The following is an 18,318-nucleotide window of genomic DNA, read 5'->3' on the forward strand; positions in this document are numbered from 1 at the left end:
TTCCCTCCCGTGCATTGGATAAGCCCTTTCTTCCATTATAGCCGATTCAACGGGAAATCTGCAGTCCGGTGCAGTAAAATAGAACGGAAAAGCATATATTGGCCCTAATTAAGTTCCAATACACAGGAGAATTGGCGCTGATGAGGCGGTAGGCTGCACCTAAATCGCTCTCCAGCTCGATTTTAGCACCTCCAGCCCTTCGCCAATTCGTTCAGAACCGAACAAATCCCATCGCCTGTTTGGCTCTCTCGATCACCGGTGCAGCCGCGGCGGCAGCCCGTTCGGCGCCCTCCGCTAAAACGGCGTCCAGCTCAGGAGTTCCAATCCACGCGCGATAGCGCTCTTGCAGCGGCTCCAGCTTGCCAATGACGACCTCCGCCAGCTCGCCCTTGAAAAGGCCATAACCGCTTCCCTCATAACGGCGTTCTATCTGCTCAACAGACAATCCGCTAAATACCTCATAGATTTCAATCAGATTGCTAACCGCAGGCTTCCTCTCCCAGTCATAACGCACGAGTCCTTCGGAGTCGGTAACAGCCTTGGCGAATTTGCGGCGAATCAAATCCGGCTCATCCATGAGCATGACGCAGCTGTTTGGATTGGGATTGCTTTTGCTCATTTTCGCGGCGGGGTTATCCAGCCCTTTGATGCGGCTGCCAATTGTCTGCACAATCGGCTCCGGGGCAGGAAACAGCTCCACGCCAAACCGCTGGTTAAAACGCCGGGCCAAATCGCGGGCAAGCTCCAGATGCTGCAGTTGATCGTCTCCTACAGGCACATGGGTCGAGCGATACAGCAGCACGTCCGCAGCCATCAGTACCGGATAAGTGAACAGAGCCGAGCTTACGGACGCCTGCCCCTCGGATTTCTCCTTATACTGCGTCATCCGGCCAAGCTCTCCCATGACCGCCACCGTTTGCAGCAAATAACCCAGCTCGGCATGCGCCGGAACTTGAGATTGCAGAAAAATAGGCGACTTGCGGGGATCGATTCCCGCTGCGATATACAGCGCCGCAATATCCATCGTGCGGCGGCGCAGCACCTCCGGCGGCTGCGGCACCGTAACGGCATGCAAATCCGGAATAAAAAAGTAACATTGATAGTCATGCTGCAGCTTCACGAATTGACTGAGCGCCCCTCCGTAACCCCCAATATTGAGATCGCCGCTAGGCTTAATGCCAGACAAAATTCTTTTTTCCATTCGAGATGCCCTCCTGTTTCTTTTTTTGACTACCCTTCCGCTCCATGGCCGCGCCGAGACGTTCTCTGTTGATACAACAAAAAACGCACTCCGTCCCCAAAAGGGACGAAGTGCGTTAAAACTCCGCGATACCACCCGAATTCGGCTGTGCGCCGCTCCTTGAATCCGCGTCAAAACGACTAACGCGGTTCCCGTGATAACGGCGGGACGGCCCGTCAGCGCCTACTGCCGGCAGCGGCCGGGTTCGGACTGAAGCGGAAGGGGCCATTCGCCTGCATCGGCTGTGCCGGACCTTTCACCATTCGCCGGCTCGCTGGGACAACTCCCGCAGGTTACTCTACCCTTCCATAGCTTTTTGAATATAACCGGTAAAGTTATGGAGAGTATATCACCTGATTCACTCATGTCAATACCTGGCATAATCCTGGCATAATCCAGTTGACCGATATCGCCAACTCCAAGGCCGCGGCAGCCGAGTCGAGCTCACCTGATTGCCGTTGGCCAGCCGCCCGTGAAAAGAGGCCGCAGCAACAACTGTCGCCTGCGGCCTTTTTGTCATTAGCGGTTCATATCCGTTAGCCCGGGAGCATGCTCATTCGGCATTTCCGGATTAAACGGCAAGGGGAATCCGTTTGGCGGCGGCGTCACCTGTAGCTCCCCGCCGTTGCGGCTCGGGGTCTGTCCACTGAAAATTTCGCCCATACGATGTTCATCCAGTCTGAAATTAAATTGGGCATTGTGATAACCCATATCGACGAATTTTTTGCATTCCGGGTACTTGTTAATGTCGTAGTTCGGAATCGGGAACAGCTTGCCCCAATTGACGCCGAGCGTTTCCAGCGCCTTGGCAAAGGCGTTCTGATGCGCGTTGTCGCGGACGATCAGAAAACCGAGCGTTTCACGGAAGGTTTTGTTGGAGCTCATCTCGTAAATACGCGTTTTCTGCAGCACGCCGGTTGATTCAAGGACGACGTTGTTCAGCAGATCGGCAATCAGATTGCCGTGATTGTACACATAGCTGCCCAGCCACGGGTTGCCTCCGGCGTCCACCGGCAGCGATCCCTGCGCGCCCATAATGTAGTGATGAGGATTGGCATGTTTAACCGCTTCGTCGAGCGGCGCTCCGTCGACGCCGGAGCTGCCGGGGGACTCCTCGCCGGCTCCCGTCAACAGCTGATTAATCGTATTTTGCACCAGCTCCACATGCGCGATTTCTTCCAGGAAGACGCCGCGCAGCAGATCACGGAACTGGGTTTCTTTTCCCCTGAAATTGCTGCTTTGGAAAAAGTATTGCATCATCGTGCGCATTTCGCCGAATTGTCCGCCCAATGCCTCCTGAAGCACCTTTGCGGCCGCCGGGTCCGGCTTATCCGGGACGATTGCGTTAATAAGGTCTTCTTTGTAAAAATACATGGTTTGCCTCGCCTCGCCTTCTCGTTCTGTACGCTGCATATCTTCTCCGAACCAATGGAAGTTATACAGCATCAGGCCGTGCGGCTGCAGCTAAAGGTGTTTCAAGGATTGAACGAACGAGGCTAAAGCTGGATGAATTGTTGAAGCAATCTGCGCAAAATCGATGCGGCTTCCGCTCTCGTGAGCGGTTCGTTTGGAAGCAGCTTGCCCTCAGAGCCTTGTACTAATCCTTGATTGAGCACAGCGGCAGCGGCTGACCGTGCCCAACCCCCCAGCTCACTTTCATCTTTAAATGAATCGAGCCTTAGCTCCGCAGCCTTTTCCGGGATCGGCTGTCCAAGATGGACAAGTTGCATCGCCCTTTCCATAATAACCATAGCTTCCGCCCTTGTTATCGATCCATGAGGTTTGAAGCTGCCGTCCGAATATCCGCTAATTAGGTTGTAAGAAGCAGCGGTTTCTACGGTATGCCCGTACCAGGATGCTGCCGGAACGTCTTTAAAGCTCGCTGCTTCTGAAGTATTGGAATCATGAATACCAAGCGAACGGAGAAGAATCGCTGCGAACTCCGCTCTTGTTACCGGAAGATCCGGCTCAAATTTATTGGAGCTGCTTCCATTCAAAATAAGCCGTGCGGCCATTTCTTTTATATTCTTTTCAGCCCAATGATGGTTAATGTCGAGGAAGGACGGCTGCTTCTCAATCAAGGCAAATACACCGTTTGTCAGGCTTTTAATGGAAGCATAATAGGCACCATCCTGCTCTATAACGGCTGTCGGAACATGCCGGAAGCGTTTATCTGGACCGATGACTATTCCCGTTGCAATCTGGGATGGTTCTATTTCCTCTGGAATAGCTATTGAGCGCACGACATAATCCTGAAACCGGTCGATGGAAACTGAGCTGCCGCCGTAAGATGCTGTAACCTCAAAGCCGAGCAGGCCTCCCATGACTGAAGAATTGGTCACACGCGCTTGAGAAACAACTCCGTCAAGCGTGAAAAACGGAACGTCAGCTATCGATATATTAATTGCGACATCTGATTGTTTTAAACCTGAGCCAAGCCGATTAATGAGCTGATCCATTTGAATTTGAACGGTGGGAATCCGAAACGAACCCCGGTCCGTTCTAAGCTCAATCTTCACTTTTTTGTCTTGCATCGCCTTGATCAGCTGGCCGTTTAACCTTGCTCCAACGACGTCGGAATTATCACCCTTAACAGGAATTAGAAGCGTATCAAATGCTCCTGCCTCGACAAGCTCCTGCACGCGGCCATTGTCCAAAACTGCAATTACAGCAGGACGACCGTTTAGCTCGCTTGTTTCAAGTACAGCCATCTGCTGGTGCGGCTGGCTGTCCGTATAAATCTCCAATGATGAGAGGACCGAATCGCCAGCCGCAAACGGCTGGGCATAGGAAGTGCCAAAAGGCATAAAAACCAGTGTGAGCGTAACGATTAGCCAGATCATCTGCGGCCTAGCTACCTGCTTTAATTTCATGCCGAATGCCCCTTTAAAATAATATAGTTCGTTTGAGCAGCTAGAAAAAATTTCATTATATTCCATACCCTACTTTACCTAACAATACGGACTGCAAACAAGCATGGAATGATTAGGAAATTCTAAACAAAACCGCACTTTTCGAGGTATACTGGACAAATCGTGTTCTTAGATTGAAAGAAGTCCTTCGGCCTTCCAGAAAGGAAGTCGAGCTTACTCCATGACTGGTCATGAAGCGGAATTTAACAGAGAGCCCCTCCCTCTCATCCAAAAAGGATCGCAGGAATACCGCCGTGCAGGCCGTTCGCTGTTTATCGCTGGCGCCGCTACATTTGGCATGCTGTACAGCGTGCAGCCGCTGTTTCCTGTGTTCACGCAGGAGTTCGGACAATCGCCCGCAGGCGCCAGTTTAACCCTGTCGGTGAGCACCGCTCTGCTTGCCGTTGCGCTGCCGCTGGCCGGGCTGCTGTCTGACCGGCTCGGCCGCAAACGGCTTATGAGCGCTTCGCTGCTGCTATCTTCCCTCTGCTGCATGGCCGAAGCGCTGACTCCCGGCTTTGCTTCGCTGCTGGCGCTGCGCGCGCTGCACGGCATCCTGCTCGCCGGCCTTCCGGCGGTGGCGATGACCTATCTCGCTGAGGAGATGGATTCCCGCAGCCTTGGAGCAGCCATGGGACTGTACATTAGCGGAAATTCGATTGGCGGCATGCTGGGACGGGGGGCCGTGAGCACAATAAGCGACTTCGTCTCCTGGCGGATCGGAATCGGCGCTGTTGCCGCAGCCGGACTGCTCGCGGCCTTGTATTTTCACCGCAGGCTTCCCGAACCGCGCAGGAGCAGGCCATTGCCAGTCTCGCCTGCCGAGATGCTCCGGTTGTCAAAGGAGCATCTGAAACGGCCCGTGCTGCTCTGCCTGTTCGGCATTGGAGCCGTGCTGATGAGCAGCTTTGTCACGCTGTACAACTATATCGGGTTTCGGCTGCTGGAGCCGCCCTTTGAGCTGCCGCAGGCTTGGGTCGGCTGGATTTTTATATTGTTTCTGACCGGCTCTGTCAGCTCACCGCTTATGGGACGGCTGCAGGACCGGCGGCTTGCGCTTGCTCTGGCACTGCTGCTTCTGCTGGGCGGACTGCTGCTGACGCTGCCTAATTCGCTGTCGCTGACTCTGCTCGGAGCGGGACTGTTTACGGCTGGTTTTTTCGGCGGCCATGCCGTTGCCAGCGCCTGGGTAGGAGCGGCGGCCCCGGAAGGCCGCGCCCAGGCTTCCTCGCTCTACCTTCTGTTCTATTATGCAGGCTCCAGCGTTGGCGGTTCGCTTGGCGGATTGTATTGGAGCTCCGGCGGCTGGCCCGGCGTTGTTGCCGTTATCGGTCTTTTGCTCGGGGCCGGCCTGCTGCTTTGCTTAACGCTCGCTTTGCTGCCGGCAGGACGAAGTTCTGCAAAATGAGCGGAATTCAAGTGAAGAAAGGAGATAAACGAACGATGAGAATCGGACAAACGGAGGCCATTTGGCGTTATCCGGTTAAATCTATGGGCGGCGAACGGCTGGAACATGTGGATGTGGAAAGCTACGGCCTGCTCGGCGACCGTTTTTGCAGCTTTTACGATGAGACCAAACAAGGCTGGAACAGCTATTTTACCGCCCGCAAATACCCTCAGCTGTTGGGCTACCGCGCTTCCTATGTTGACGGATCGGTCCGGATTCAATCTCCGACGGGAAAGAACTCGGGCTGGGACGAAAAACTGCGGGACGAGCTGGAGCAAGTGACGGGAGTTCGCATGTCGATGAACGCCGAAGGCGCGCCGGGCCGTGCGGAAAACGAATTGAAGTCCGTAGACGCAGCAAGCATTCTAATTGCTACGGATGCCACGCTTCGGCGGCTGGAACAGATATGGGGCAAAAAAACCGACGTGCGCAGATTCAGACCGAATCTGCTCGTACGGGCGGATGACCCGCTTCTGGACGACAGCACCTTGCTCGGGAGTCGGCTCCGTATTGGAAGCACTCTGCTTCAGGTCGATACCTTTTGCGAGCGCTGCGTCATGATTACGTACGACCCGGACAGCCTGGAGCGCGATCCTTCGCTGCTCAAAACGGTGCATCAATCGTTCGGGCTCCGCTTCGGACTGTACGCTTCCGTCCTTGAGCCGGGCATGATTGCCGCTGGCGACGAGGTCCTTCTCGTAAGTGAATAACAGGTTCATTAATCCCTTGCCGGCAGCCTATGGCTGCCCCAAGGGATTTTTTGCGTTGTCCCATTCCACCGCCAATTTTTATTCTATCGAGACTAGCACACAAGCCTCTAGCAAATCAGATTCATAGAATGCAGTATCTCTCCAGAATAGGAGGTGTCTGCTGCATATGACGCCTGTTCAGGCTAATCAAATCTCTCCTCGTTTAACCCTCTACTCCCAGCCTTCCGGCCAAGGCGATAGCGTAGCTTTTCACGGCAATCTCGGGGTCGCGGATACAGACAAAATTTTGAATAGGGCTCAAAGCCTGCGATTTTTCTCCAGCCGCATCGGCGCAATGCGTGTTGTTTTTTCGGAGCCGGGGTTCCAGGGCAAGTTCAGAATCTGCCGCGGAAGCGTTTCGAGCGGGGTTAATCTGAATGATTTGATTGCCGGACAGCGCGCCAGATCCATCATTTCGACGAATGACAGCCTGACTCAGGCCGATGTTCGCGAAATCAGCCGTACCGGGAAGCTCCCTGACGGCTATCGGATGATATAAGTCCGACAATCCAGTCCACTCTTAAAAGGAGATGTATTTCACATGGAAAAAGCGCAAATTAGTCAAGTCTCTCCTCGGCTAACTGTTTATGGGGATGAGTTTTTTACCGGCGCCAGCATCATCGTGCGCGGAAATCTCGGCATCCGGAATGCGGGTGAAATTGAAAGCCTCCGTTTTCTCGCCAATACTTCCAGAGCTTCTCTCGTTCTGTTTACCAGGACCGCTTTCCGGGGCAACTTCCGCATTTACCAAGGAACTGTCCGCAATTTGCCCGATCTGGAGGATCTGCTTCGCGGTGCGGATGTCGGATCTATCATTTCCAGCAACGAGCATCTGAGCGTTGCTCGAGTTCGACAAATCCGCAATACCGGATCGCTGCCTTCAGGCTTTCGAATTCTTTAACCTTTTTTTGCAGGGCGGCTGCATCACGAAATTGGTGCAGTCAAATTGCCTGCAAATCTATGAAAGTCATTTCATAGATTCAATCGATAACTAGAAAGGAAGATTGCCCTATGGGAGTTCTGAACAATCAATTTCATCGAATCGGCCTTTATGCGGATAATGATTACAAAGGTGCAAAGCACATTTTGAGCGGGAACATTGGCATTCGCGACTTAAGCGATCATTTGGGCGGTGTGGACAGCTTCCGTCTTCGCTCAAGCAGCAGCAGTGCGACGATTGTTTTCTTTTCAAAACCGGATTTCGCTGGCATCTTTAAAATTTATCGCGGCAGCAGCCTGGATCTGTGCAGCCTGGACAGTCTGATTGGTCCAGACGACGCGCGCTCCGTGCTTTCCAGCTGCGAGTACTTGTCTTTGGAAATCATTCGCAGAATCGCCGCCGGCGACTGCGAGCCGCTTCAAGGTTTTGAAGTTATAAAAGCGAAGTGAAGCGTCAGGTTGCGGCAGCAGCGCTCTGCCGCTTCTGAATTTGATTCATTCCAAGAATAACAGCAACCCATTCCATGGGATCGATACGGCTATCCTTGCAATTCAGCCGGTAAGCGGATGGCGACAGCCATCCGCTTGTTTTTTTAAACGTGGCGATAATCGCGCCTTCATCATTCGTTATTTCATAATCTGACGTATGGGCAAACGAAGACAACCGGTAGAGGCCTCTCCCGTTGCTGTCATATTCATAACGTTTGTTGAATAGCGCCATTTTTGCATAGAGCTTGCCCAGTTCCTTCTCCTTGGCATCCAGCACTGTCCACTTGCTTGAAAAAAACGGAAATTTTCCGACATATAAACTCTCCTTATTCGCTCCAAACACCTCCAGCGTCGAATTGGATGCAACTTTTAAATCGACCAGCCCAATTGGGGCGCCTGCCGAATCCATAATATCCGTCGTGCCAATACTGAAAAAATTGTCTTTGAAATACAACTCCATTTCGCTCACCTCAACAAGGATTTATTAAATCATTTCCACTTTATACCTTTTGAGCATGGAGTACGTTTCATTTGTCTCTCTGTAATATCTCCGCGAGTTCAATCTGCCGGTGTCTCTGGAAAACAGTCGTTCAATTCCTCTGCAAAACGGTAATCGCCTTCGTTCGGCGTCTTAACCAAAAAAGATCTTGAATATTCCTTGACAGGAATATTCAAGATCAGGTATATTATAGCCAGGACATAATAAAGACATCGAGCCAAGCCAAATTAGAGGAGGACATACAAATGACCACGAGCATGCAAACCCGAGTTGAGGGCAACGAATACGTTCTGGAGCGTACATTTAATGCGCCAAAAAGCCTTGTTTTCCAAGCGTTTACGGACCCGGAGCATCTGAAAAATTGGTGGGGCCCGCGCGGCTGGACCTTGACGGAATGTACAGTAGACCTGCGTCCCGGCGGCTTCTGGCATTATTGCATGAAGTGTGAAGATCCGAATCAAGGCGATTTTTATGGCATGGAATCATGGGCCAAAGCAGTGTACGGGGAGATTCGTCCAGAAGATTACTTATCTTACACCGACTTTTTTTCGGATTCCGAAGGAACGGTTAACGAAGAGCTGCCTTCAAGCTTAGTTATGACCTCCTTCGAGGAACTGGACGGCTCCACCAAGGTTGTCAGCCGTTCTCGTTACAGTTCCCCGGAAGCGCTGCAAACAGTGCTCGACATGGGCATGGAGCAGGGAATTCGCGAAACTTGGGATCGTCTGGAAGAACACCTGGCTTCCAAAGCGTAATAACCTTCCTTTTCAAAAAACCGCCGGCCCCAGCCAGCGGTTTTTTTTCTGGTTTAGGCCCCTGGGGAGGAAAGAGCTTATTTTGCGCGGAAGAGGCATCGGCCCATGGAGACCTCGCTGCATTCTTTGATGCGCGATAAGACCATAAACGGCCTTATTCTCGTGAGAAACCGCGTTAGCAGCTCCTTTAAGACCATAATTGGTCTTATTCTCGTGCAAAACTGCGTTAGCAGCTCCTTTAAGACCATAAACGGCCTTATTCCCGTGCAAAACCGCGTTACCAACTCCTTTAAGACCATAATTGGTCTTATTCTCGTGCAAAAACGCGTTAGCAGCTCTTTTAAGACCATAATTGGTCTTATTCTCGTGCAAAACCGCGTTACCAACTCTTTTAAGACCATAATTGGCCTTATTCCCGTGCAAAAACGCGTTACCAACTCCTTTAAGACCATAATTGGTCTTATTCCCGTGCAAAACCGCGTTACCAACTCCTTTAAGACCATTAACGGTCTTATTCTCGTGCAAAACCGCGTTAGCAACTCCTTTAAGGCCATAAACGGCCTTATTCCCGTGCAAAACCGCGATACCGACTCCTTTAAGACCATAAACGGTCTTATTCCCGTGCAAAACCGCGTTACCGACTCCTTTAAGACCATAAACGGTCTTATTCCCGTGCAAAACCGCGTTAGCAGCTCCTTTAAGACCATAAACGGTCTTATTCCCGTGCAAAACCCCGTTACCAACTCCTTTAAGACCATAATTGGTCTTTTCTCCACTCCCAAAGCCTCCGCCTCTAATCAAGCTCAGCCCAAACATGGTATAATGCCATAATTATCATGACTGACACAGAAAGGCTGGTATTTAGCATGAAAGCATGGAGCGTTGCGGCTGCCGCCGCACTGCTGTTTGTCGGCATCGTTTGGTGGGTGCCGCAGCAAGGAACGACATCTCTGGATGATATCATCCGCGAAGCATGGGGTCTGAAAGCGGGCGAGCAGCCAAGCAAGCTGCTGCAGCCGTTTAATATACTGGCTTCCACAGCCGGCGCTGCCGCTGTATCGCTGACGGCCGCCGCCATACTCTGGCTGCTGCGGCTGCGCAGGGAAGCGCTCGCGCTTATAGGCACAGTTGCAGCCGCGCTGCTTCTGAACAACGGGCTCAAGCTGCTGTTCGCGCGCGAGCGTCCAGTGCATGAAGGCTGGCTCGACGTTGGCGGGTACAGCTTCCCGAGCGGCCATGCTATGATCGCCATGGCGCTTTACGGCATGCTGACTGTAATCATCTGGAGTTATGCCCGTACCAGAACGGTCCGTTTGGCGGTTGCGGTTGTTTGCATGTTCATGATCGCCGCTACCGGTTACGCTAGAATCTACTTCGGCGTACATTACGCTACCGACATTATTGCCGGTTATGCTGGCGGCCTTATCTGCGTTGCTGCGGGAGGAGCATTCCTCAACAGGGAAACATATAGCTCCGCAAAAAGTACGCACAGCACCTCATTCCCTTGATCCAACCAAAAACAGTCCCCTTCGCTGCGAGGGAGACTGTTTTTGATTGTGCGGGAAATATAGCTCCGCGTTTATTCTTCTCCGCTGCCCACCGATTCCGGTGTGCCGCGCAGGAATACCTTTACGTTGACCTCCGGCTTCGGATCGCCTTCAAATCTGCAGCTGAAGGACAGATTCTGTCCGCCATGGCGAACGGTTGGCGCATCCGCAGACGCTTCCACCGTGCGCAGCAGATTCCAGTTGATGTCGTAGACGCGGCCGGTCCGGTAGCCGTCGCACACCAGATACTCATTGGCTTTAACTTCCGTATCAAAGGTCATATAAGAGCCGTCCGTATAGAAGGTCGGACGTTTAATCGAAGCGTCCTCGTTGCCGTAAACCGGGCGAACGCGGAGCGTGAACCGCAGCGGCTGAGACTCGTATTTGTTGAACATCGCCCAATCCGAGCCGCCTGGCTGACCGGGCTGCAGCTCTGTCGGGCTGCATACAAAAGGCTTCGGAATGTGCACCGGATACAGCTTCCACCGTCCCGGTCCGTCCGCCTCCAGATGCCAGTCGCCCTTCGGATCAACCATCCGCTCGCGCTGCTCCTCGCTGAACGCTCCCGCCCGGCGCGCGCCTTCCCATACGGAAACTGCTTCCAGAAGCTGATCGATGTTGCCGTTGCGCTTCAGTACCGCATAATCGGCCACAAGCGCGAAGCCCGAGGTAAAGCCCGAGGCTTTCGACAGCACCCACTGAATTTCATCCAGCGCCGTCGCTTCGAACCGGTCGGAGGCCGAACGGACGAGGAACCAACCCAGCATTGGAGGAATGAAATTGCGCTTGAAGTACCGCTGATTGCTAAGACGCCATTCCATCTGCCCTTCTCTTGTTTCTGCGCCCCACGGCTCGCCCCAGTTGTAACGGGTGCAAACATGCCAGAGGTAGTTCGGCACAACAATGCTGGCATCATTAATGACTTCATGTTTCCAGTCCCGGTACTGCCTCTCGACGAATCTCACGACGCCGTAGTCGTCCTGGCCGGTCGCATAAACCCCTTCCAGGCCGTCGTACGAAATTTGCTTCAAGTTCGCTCCGTTCATCAGCTCGGTAATCCGGTCGGCGAACTCATCCTGCAGCTCGTTATTCGGGAACACGACGTCATACGGATGATCCCACAGGCGAGCGATTGCAGCTCCCTCTTCATGGGCCGAAACGGCTGTCCCGTTAGCTCCGCGTTTGACGCCAAGCAGTCTCCAAGGCGCGCTTTCCGAAACGGAATCGTACTCGATCAGCTCGTCGCCGATTTTGGCCGTACGGCGGAACAGCTCGGCGGTAAACGCCGCGGGATTCGCAATGCCTACTTCAACATCCTCCGCTCCGATTGAACCCGTAAGCGACGAAGTGCCTACCGGCTGCAGGCGGGAGTCCGGCTTAGGGGACACGTACGCATCATTTAACGTCGTGAAATTGCTTAACGTATGGATGCCAACATGTATGCCTTCGGCTGCCGCTTGATCGGAGCAGGCTTTCAGGCTGGCGTCGCCGTTCGGGAAACTGCCTGGCTTCAGCTTAAAATTCCCCCATGTCACGAACGGGTCGGGGTGGTACACATACTTCAGACCGGCTTTTTTGGTATACTCCAGAGCGTCGCCCATCGTCGATTCCGTAAAATCGGTAATCAGATACGACTGGTTCGCCGCTGGGGACTTTTTGCCCCACACGCCCTCAATCATCGGATGCGGCAAGCCCTCGCCAAGCTCAATCTGCTCAATGACGTCCAGCACCTGTCCGACCGGGCAGCCGAACAGCGCAAGCCGCGTGCCCTCGATGCGGGCGTCCTCGCCCTCAATCGGAATAATCTCCGTGGCAGCGAGGTTCCACGCCGGGCGCGTCGCAGGCTTGGAGCGGTCGCGGGCAAACGCCTGCAGGCCGCTTCCTTCATCCAACGTCGGCCATGCCGTGCACACATGATGCTCAAACTTGTTGTCGGACATTTGACGGCCGTCAGGGTTCGGCCTCTCGCCTTGACTGTACGACTCCGGCATCGATTCATGCCGGTCCAGCTCCAGCGGCCAGCCGCCGACCGTCTTTGCGTTAAGCGACTGGATGCCGATGGCGAACTCGCCGTCATGCACAACGCCGACCGACTCGCCAATCGAGCCGCCGATCGTCGTCAGAAAAGGACCCCAGACCACTGCATCCGGACTGCCGTTCGCGATGCTCAGCACCTCGAACGCCGCGTAGCTTCCACGATTGTCAGCCGAAACGGTGATTTCAGTTCCGTCGGCATATGAAAGCGTGATGCGTCCCGCCGGGGCATCAAACGCCGCCTGCAGCGGGGAGTGCATCTCCCCGTTTGTGACAAGGCGCAGAAGCGGCGATGGATGCGACTTTGACTCGTAGCGGGCGCCGTCAGCGCCCGTCAAGGCGCTGACCACTCCCTCGCTGTTAATTTCAACCGTCAGATGCTCCGTTCCAATCGTAAACATGAATCGTCCTCCCTATGCGTTAAGACTTCAGATTTTCGTCGTACACCTTCTGAGCTTCTTCCAGCACTTTGTCTCCGCCCATCTTCTTCCACTCTTGCACGAAGCTGTCGAATTCACTCAGCGATTTGCGTCCCGTAATAAAGTCGATGAACGTAGTCGTTGTCAGCTGCTCCAGCTTATCCTGGGTTTCGTTGTAAATCGGCTTGCTGAACGGAGCGAGTATATCCATCTCCCGCGAGCCCTTTGCTCTCGTATCCTGGGCTAGCTTACGGAGGCTCTCGTCCGACGTATACGACGTTTGGAAATCATAGTCATTGAAGGAGCCTGTCATGGAGTAGAAATTGCCGATGCCCGCTTTTTTGCGCTCATCCTCGTTGTCGTAAGGAGCGATAAACTCTACCATGCCCTTATCGTTTTTCTTCCAATGAGTGCCTTCAATGCCGAACTGCAGCTTTTCGTAGGATTCAGCCTCAAATTGAGTCGCTTCAAACACCTGCATGTACTTGATCAGCTTGTCTTGGTCCTTCTCCAGCTGTTTGCCAAACATGATGCCGGAAGCAAACGCCGGATTGTATTGCGAAATGCCGGACTTTCCTTCTGGACCCTTAACGCCGCCAACGGTAGCGAATTCAAAGTCAGGATGTTTCGCCTTCAGCTTGTCATACCACTGCTGTCCGCCAATAAAGGCGTTGCCCGGGATGAGCGCCCACCAGTAATACTCGATCGAGCCGATTTTATCGCCAAGCACCTTGTCCTCGACGTTGTTCGCTTTGTTGACGACAAATTCAGGATCGATCAGCTCATTTTTGTACCAGCGGTTCAACACTTCCAGCGCCTGTTTGGCGCCAGGCTCGATTTCGCCGCGGACAACCTTGCCGTCCTTCGCCCGGAAAATATTCGGATAGGCATCAAATGCGCCGAACACCGAGCTGAACATAATCTCAATGTCACCGGAGGCGGCCGTAATGCCGTAGGTGTCTTTTTTGCCGTTGCCGTCCGGGTCGTCGTTGCGGAACTTCGTGAGCGCCGCTTCCATTTCCTCGATGGTCTCAGGCGTTTTGGTGATGCCGACCTTTTTCATCCAATCCTCGCGGAAAGCCAGCTGAAGTCCTTCCGTACCAAGGTCCCAAATGACCGGCAGCGCATAAATCTTGTCGTCGCGGCGCACATACTTGAACGGATCGTCGCCCAAATACCGCTTCAGCCACTCCACATATTTTGGCATATGCTTCTCTACCAGCTCCTGCGGAATCGCCGCCGCCACATCCTGCTGAATCAGCTTGTCGTAATCCGGGAAAGAAGGCTCCTTCCACCAGTCCGGAATATCATTGGACACGATAAGCAGATTAAGCTTCTCCTTCATCGCTTCCCGGGTAGACGAGATATACTCCACATCAATGTTGAACTTTTCCTTCAAAGCGGCGACTCCGACGGAATCCGCCTTGGCGTTGCCGTCCAAATCCCAGAATGTGAGCGCCGTCTTCGCCTCCGGCCCTGCGGTGCCGGAAGGCGAGGCTCCCGGCTTGTTCTCCGCCCCGGAATTTCCATTACCTCCGCTGCAAGCCGCTGCCAGAGCAGCTGTCAACACAAGCGAGATCGCAACCGTTAAGCGTTTTCTTTTTGCCATATGAACCGTCCCTCTCTCAATGGATTCAATTGATGAATGTCAGCTATCCTTTAACAGCGCCGATCATGACACCTTTGACAAAATACTTCTGGATGAATGGATAGACAATCAGCATCGGAATAATCGAGAACATAATCACGGTCGCCTGCAGCTGCCGTCCCGAGAAAGCCGTTGATTTGCCAATGCTGTTCATCACGTTGCTGATGTCGGACATATCGTTCTGGATGACGATTTTGCGAAGCACGATTTGCAGCACCTGTTTATCCGGATCCGAAATGTAGATCATGGCGTCGAACCAGGCGTTCCAGTGTCCAACTCCGACCCAAAGCGCAATCGTCGCCAGCACCGGCTTGGAGAGAGGAAGAACAATTTGAAAGAAAATGCGCGTATAACCCGCTCCGTCCACTCGGGCCGATTCCTCGATTTCATCGGGAATGCCCCGAAAAAAGTTCCGCATAATCAGCACGTTGAACGCGCCGAGCATGCCGGGAATAACGAGCGCCCAGACGGTGTTGAGCATGTTCAGCTCTTTGATGACGAGATAGCTCGGAATCATCCCGCCGGCGAACAGCATCGTAAACAAAATGAAGCCGGTAAATACTTTGTTGTACGGCAAGTCTTTTTTGGCCAGCGGATATGCGGTCAGCGCAGTGAAAAAGACGGACAGCACAACGCCGATTAGCGTCCGCAGCAGCGTGTTGCCGTAGCCGGTCCACAGCTCGGAGAACTTGAACGCCAGCTTGTAGCTTTCCATCGTAATCTGCTCCGGCCAAAGGATCAGACCGGCCCCGGCGGCTCCGCTGCCGTCCAGCGAGATGACCACCTGAGTCCAGAACGGATACAGCGTCACGACCATGACCATCGCCATTACGGCATACAGCACCGCGTCGACGGCCCGATCGGCTTTTGTTTTTTTCACGTTGATCATCGGGTTATCGCCTCCAGTGCTAGAATTACCACAGGGCGTGGTCGCGGCCGCCGAAGCGTTTGACCGCTGCATTGACGCTTACGATCAGGACGAGCGCAACAGCGGATTTAAACAGTCCGACCGCGGTAGCGTAGCTGTAGTCCATCTCGATCAGGCCTTTGCGGTAAACGTACGTATCGATGATGTCCGACACGCTGTATACCTGAGAGCTATACATGTTGAAAATCTGGTCGAAACCAGCGTCCAATATGCCCGACATGGACAAAATCAGCATGATCGCGATGACCGGTGCGAGCATCGGGATTGAGATTTTGAACATGCGCTGGAACCGTCCGGCCCCATCCATAATTGCAGCCTCGTGAAGCTGCGGATCGATATTGGATATTGCGGCAAAATAAATGATTGACCCCCAGCCAAAACCTTGGAAAATGCTTGTCGCGACGAGAATGGAGCGGAAGTAGCGGTCGTCGGCGAGGAACAGCACCGGATCTCCGCCGAACAGCTTAACGATGGCGTTGACCGGACCTTCAAGCGAGAAAATTGTGAAAAAGATACCGCCGAGCACGACCCACGAAATGAAGTGGGGCAGATAAGATACGGTCTGCACCGCCCTTTTGAACTTCATGCTGGCGATTTCGCTCAGCATCAGCGCGAACAGGATGGGGACCGGGAATCCGAACACCAGCTTATACAGGCTGATCACAAGCGTGTTTTTCAAAATGGTGTAGAAATAACTGTCAGAGAAGATAGCCTGGAAATGCTTTAGCCCGGCCCACGGGCTGCCGAATATTCCTTGCGTAATTTTGAAATCTTTAAAGGCAAGGAGCACGCCGTACATCGGCGCGTAGTGAAACACCAGATAATAAACGATTGCCGGTACCAGCATCAGCAGAAGTGCGCGATACTGTTTGATCTTTCCTAGCTGTCCCTGACTGCGTCGAGCACCTGTCCCTTTCATCGTTTTCGCCTCCCATCCCAACTATAACAAGGGAACTTGAGAGCGGAATCATCAAATATTTTGGAAACGCTTCACTTTTTTACGCATTTCGGAAAATGAACCTTGGAACGGTGATGAAAATGCAGGAGCCCTGCTCCGGACCGCTCTCGATGGAGATGCCAAATTCAGCTCCGAACTTCAGCTTGATCCGCTCGTTGACGTTTTTGAGGCCATAGCCTCCGGACTGTGTGAGCGCCGCCGCATCCGCTATATTTGCAGGCATTCCCGGCCCGTTGTCACGTACGGCAAACACGATGGCATCCCCTCTCAGAGAGGCGCTGACATGCAGCATTCCGCCTCCGGATTTCCGCTTGTTGACGCCATGCTGAATGGCGTTTTCGACAAGCGGCTGCAGGATCAAATTGATCGTATGGTAAGCGTATACACCCTCATCGATATCAAACTCCACGTCGAAGCTGTAATCGTTCATCGCTTGAATAATTTCAATATAGGACCGGATGTTGTCCAGCTCGTCCCGCACCGGAATGATGTTGCTGCCCCGATTAAGCGCCGTCCGGTAAAAGCGGGACAGGGATGTCACGACATGGCTGATCTCGTACGCGTCGCTGCGCAAGGCTTTCCAGTTGATGAAGGAGAGCGTGTTGTACAGAAAATGCGGATTGATCTGCCACTGCAGCGCCTTGAGCTCCGCTTCCTTCTGCACGATTTTGCTCTGATACGTCTCTTCGATCAGCTCGTTGATGCGGACGAGCATTTTGCCGAACCGGTTCGTCAGCTCCCCGATCTCATCCCGCGAGGCGCTCTGCACCCGGACGCTGAGATCCCCCATCTCCACCCGTTTCATTGTGGAATTCAGCATAGAAATGCGGCGGTTCATCGTGCGGGAGAACAGCGAAATAATGACGAGCAGAATAAGAATGCAAATGAGCGTAATGCCAAGCGTGGCGCGGATGATTGAGCCCGCCCCTGCCGACACATTGCCCGCCGGTACGAACAGATAGATAGTCCAGTCTGCCTGCTTCAGCTGCTTTTTTGCCATATAGAGCTTCGTCTGCCCGAGCTGAACGAGGCCTTCCTCCCGGTTCAAAATATCGGCGGCGTCAAAGTCAGACAGCTTGCCCGCCGCGCTATTTGTATAAACGATCCGGCCGAGCGAATCCGCAATGACAAGACCGTAGTCCGACTGCATGTCCGCCGTATTAAAAATCTGCGAGGCTTTGATGCGCAGCGTGACGAGATTCGTATTTTTGCTGCCGTAAGGGCGCGGAAATTGTGCGGTTGCAATAAAGTTTTCATCGTAAAACCAGCCGTACTCCGAGTATGGGAGCGATACCGCCTCCTTGTACCACGGCTCCTGCTCCACCCGCGTGGCGGAATGCACCAGCGTGTCGTACTCCGGCACGTCGTCCTGGGTATACATCGTAATGCTCACGATGCCCTTGTCGAGATTTTTCATCATATTTACATAGGGGCTTAAATAACCGTTCAGATCCCGCGACAAATTAACCAGATCGAAATAATCATTGGAAACGATTTTTTGAAACGTCGCATTGTACACGATGGAACGTAGGGTATGATTGTAATTTTCCAGCGAGTTGTCGATGCTTTCGGTGACCGTGGCGACATTTTTGTCGATCCCCTCCAGCGTCTGATATTCCAGCATCGCTTTGGACTGATTGTAGGCGTAGAAACCAAGAATGAGGATAGGCACGATGACAACAACGACATAGGACAGGAACAGCTTCTGCTTGAAGCGCATCCGATTGAACATCCGGTCGATTAACCGCCGCATC

Annotated in this window: 17 protein-coding genes; 7 read left to right on the plus strand and 10 right to left on the minus strand. The window is 53.2% G+C overall.

Translation table 11 applies throughout. The features are described from left to right. Positions 1–211: 211 nt before the first annotated feature. The 3 genes from trpS to M3223_RS20655 all read right to left on the minus strand — a co-directional run bounded on the left by trpS (position 212) and on the right by M3223_RS20655 (position 4,113). Entirely contained in the window at positions 212–1,201 is a 990-nt protein-coding gene (gene trpS, locus M3223_RS20645) for a tryptophan--tRNA ligase (protein ID WP_251565138.1), read from the minus strand. A gap of 558 nt (positions 1,202–1,759) precedes the next feature. Continuing rightward, a complete protein-coding gene (locus M3223_RS20650; RefSeq protein ID WP_251565139.1) occupies positions 1,760–2,614 on the minus strand; it encodes a manganese catalase family protein in 855 nt (284 codons plus the stop codon). Between the two features lie 122 nt (positions 2,615–2,736). Further along, complete coding sequence (locus M3223_RS20655; RefSeq protein WP_251565141.1) at positions 2,737–4,113, minus strand: S-layer homology domain-containing protein; 1,377 nt, start codon at positions 4,111–4,113, stop codon at positions 2,737–2,739. Between the two features lie 220 nt (positions 4,114–4,333). Here M3223_RS20655 and M3223_RS20660 point away from each other — a divergent pair, with 220 nt between their 5' ends. The 5 genes from M3223_RS20660 (at position 4,334) to M3223_RS20680 (ending at position 7,737) form a co-directional block, all read left to right on the plus strand. Beyond that, positions 4,334–5,560 carry an MFS transporter gene (locus tag M3223_RS20660; RefSeq protein WP_251565143.1) on the plus strand — a complete coding sequence of 409 codons (1,227 nt, stop codon included), beginning with the start codon at positions 4,334–4,336 and terminating at the stop codon, positions 5,558–5,560. A gap of 35 nt (positions 5,561–5,595) precedes the next feature. Further along, complete coding sequence (locus M3223_RS20665) at positions 5,596–6,309, plus strand: MOSC domain-containing protein (RefSeq protein WP_251565144.1); 714 nt, start codon at positions 5,596–5,598, stop codon at positions 6,307–6,309. A 166-nt stretch (positions 6,310–6,475) separates the two neighbouring features. Continuing rightward, positions 6,476–6,847, plus strand: coding sequence for a hypothetical protein (locus M3223_RS20670; RefSeq protein WP_251565145.1), 372 nt, complete (start codon positions 6,476–6,478; stop codon positions 6,845–6,847). A 42-nt stretch (positions 6,848–6,889) separates the two neighbouring features. After that, positions 6,890–7,249 carry a hypothetical protein gene (locus M3223_RS20675; protein WP_251565146.1) on the plus strand — a complete coding sequence of 120 codons (360 nt, stop codon included), beginning with the start codon at positions 6,890–6,892 and terminating at the stop codon, positions 7,247–7,249. Between the two features lie 110 nt (positions 7,250–7,359). Further along, positions 7,360–7,737, plus strand: coding sequence for a hypothetical protein (locus M3223_RS20680; RefSeq protein ID WP_251565147.1), 378 nt, complete (start codon positions 7,360–7,362; stop codon positions 7,735–7,737). A 4-nt stretch (positions 7,738–7,741) separates the two neighbouring features. Here the strand turns inward: M3223_RS20680 and M3223_RS20685 are convergent, their stop codons facing one another. Then, complete coding sequence (locus tag M3223_RS20685) at positions 7,742–8,236, minus strand: hypothetical protein (protein ID WP_251565149.1); 495 nt, start codon at positions 8,234–8,236, stop codon at positions 7,742–7,744. Positions 8,237–8,520: 284 nt separating this feature from the next. Here M3223_RS20685 and M3223_RS20690 point away from each other — a divergent pair, with 284 nt between their 5' ends. Next, positions 8,521–9,030: an SRPBCC domain-containing protein gene (locus M3223_RS20690; protein ID WP_251565151.1), complete on the plus strand. Its 510-nt coding sequence runs from the start codon at positions 8,521–8,523 to the stop codon at positions 9,028–9,030. 12 nt (positions 9,031–9,042) lie between these two features. Here the strand turns inward: M3223_RS20690 and M3223_RS20695 are convergent, their stop codons facing one another. Further along, positions 9,043–9,846, minus strand: coding sequence for a hypothetical protein (locus M3223_RS20695; RefSeq protein WP_251565152.1), 804 nt, complete (start codon positions 9,844–9,846; stop codon positions 9,043–9,045). A 50-nt stretch (positions 9,847–9,896) separates the two neighbouring features. On the opposite strand from M3223_RS20695, the gene M3223_RS20700 reads away from it, so the two are divergent. After that, positions 9,897–10,538 (plus strand): phosphatase PAP2 family protein, encoded by a 642-nt coding sequence (locus M3223_RS20700; RefSeq protein ID WP_251565154.1) that lies wholly within the window; start codon positions 9,897–9,899, stop codon positions 10,536–10,538. Positions 10,539–10,609: 71 nt separating this feature from the next. Here the strand turns inward: M3223_RS20700 and M3223_RS20705 are convergent, their stop codons facing one another. From M3223_RS20705 to M3223_RS20725, 5 genes are all read right to left on the minus strand, one after another. Then, positions 10,610–13,012 carry a hypothetical protein gene (locus M3223_RS20705; RefSeq protein WP_251565156.1) on the minus strand — a complete coding sequence of 801 codons (2,403 nt, stop codon included), beginning with the start codon at positions 13,010–13,012 and terminating at the stop codon, positions 10,610–10,612. Positions 13,013–13,031: 19 nt separating this feature from the next. After that, positions 13,032–14,639: an extracellular solute-binding protein gene (locus M3223_RS20710; RefSeq protein WP_251565158.1), complete on the minus strand. Its 1,608-nt coding sequence runs from the start codon at positions 14,637–14,639 to the stop codon at positions 13,032–13,034. A gap of 43 nt (positions 14,640–14,682) precedes the next feature. After that, complete coding sequence (locus M3223_RS20715) at positions 14,683–15,567, minus strand: carbohydrate ABC transporter permease (RefSeq protein ID WP_251565160.1); 885 nt, start codon at positions 15,565–15,567, stop codon at positions 14,683–14,685. 25 nt (positions 15,568–15,592) lie between these two features. After that, on the minus strand, positions 15,593–16,525 hold the full coding sequence (locus M3223_RS20720) for an ABC transporter permease (RefSeq protein WP_251565162.1): 933 nt from the start codon (positions 16,523–16,525) through the stop codon (positions 15,593–15,595). A 79-nt stretch (positions 16,526–16,604) separates the two neighbouring features. Further along, a complete protein-coding gene (locus tag M3223_RS20725; RefSeq protein ID WP_251565164.1) occupies positions 16,605–18,317 on the minus strand; it encodes a sensor histidine kinase in 1,713 nt (570 codons plus the stop codon). Between the last annotated feature and the right edge of the window lies 1 nt (position 18,318).

The organism is Paenibacillus pasadenensis (assembly GCF_023715725.1).
Lineage (GTDB): Bacteria > Bacillota > Bacilli > Paenibacillales > Paenibacillaceae > Paenibacillus_O > Paenibacillus_O pasadenensis_A.

Coding starts and splice junctions, on each gene's coding strand:
- trpS (WP_251565138.1), bottom strand. CDS start 1,201: ATGGAAAAAAGAATTTTGTCTGGCATTAAGCCTAGCGGCGATCTCAAT.
- M3223_RS20650 (WP_251565139.1), bottom strand. CDS start 2,614: ATGTATTTTTACAAAGAAGACCTTATTAACGCAATCGTCCCGGATAAG.
- M3223_RS20655 (WP_251565141.1), bottom strand. CDS start 4,113: ATGAAATTAAAGCAGGTAGCTAGGCCGCAGATGATCTGGCTAATCGTT.
- M3223_RS20660 (WP_251565143.1), top strand. CDS start 4,334: ATGACTGGTCATGAAGCGGAATTTAACAGAGAGCCCCTCCCTCTCATC.
- M3223_RS20665 (WP_251565144.1), top strand. CDS start 5,596: ATGAGAATCGGACAAACGGAGGCCATTTGGCGTTATCCGGTTAAATCT.
- M3223_RS20670 (WP_251565145.1), top strand. CDS start 6,476: ATGACGCCTGTTCAGGCTAATCAAATCTCTCCTCGTTTAACCCTCTAC.
- M3223_RS20675 (WP_251565146.1), top strand. CDS start 6,890: ATGGAAAAAGCGCAAATTAGTCAAGTCTCTCCTCGGCTAACTGTTTAT.
- M3223_RS20680 (WP_251565147.1), top strand. CDS start 7,360: ATGGGAGTTCTGAACAATCAATTTCATCGAATCGGCCTTTATGCGGAT.
- M3223_RS20685 (WP_251565149.1), bottom strand. CDS start 8,236: ATGGAGTTGTATTTCAAAGACAATTTTTTCAGTATTGGCACGACGGAT.
- M3223_RS20690 (WP_251565151.1), top strand. CDS start 8,521: ATGACCACGAGCATGCAAACCCGAGTTGAGGGCAACGAATACGTTCTG.
- M3223_RS20695 (WP_251565152.1), bottom strand. CDS start 9,846: ATGTTTGGGCTGAGCTTGATTAGAGGCGGAGGCTTTGGGAGTGGAGAA.
- M3223_RS20700 (WP_251565154.1), top strand. CDS start 9,897: ATGAAAGCATGGAGCGTTGCGGCTGCCGCCGCACTGCTGTTTGTCGGC.
- M3223_RS20705 (WP_251565156.1), bottom strand. CDS start 13,012: ATGTTTACGATTGGAACGGAGCATCTGACGGTTGAAATTAACAGCGAG.
- M3223_RS20710 (WP_251565158.1), bottom strand. CDS start 14,639: ATGGCAAAAAGAAAACGCTTAACGGTTGCGATCTCGCTTGTGTTGACA.
- M3223_RS20715 (WP_251565160.1), bottom strand. CDS start 15,567: ATGATCAACGTGAAAAAAACAAAAGCCGATCGGGCCGTCGACGCGGTG.
- M3223_RS20720 (WP_251565162.1), bottom strand. CDS start 16,525: ATGAAAGGGACAGGTGCTCGACGCAGTCAGGGACAGCTAGGAAAGATC.
- M3223_RS20725 (WP_251565164.1), bottom strand. CDS start 18,317: ATGCGGCGGTTAATCGACCGGATGTTCAATCGGATGCGCTTCAAGCAG.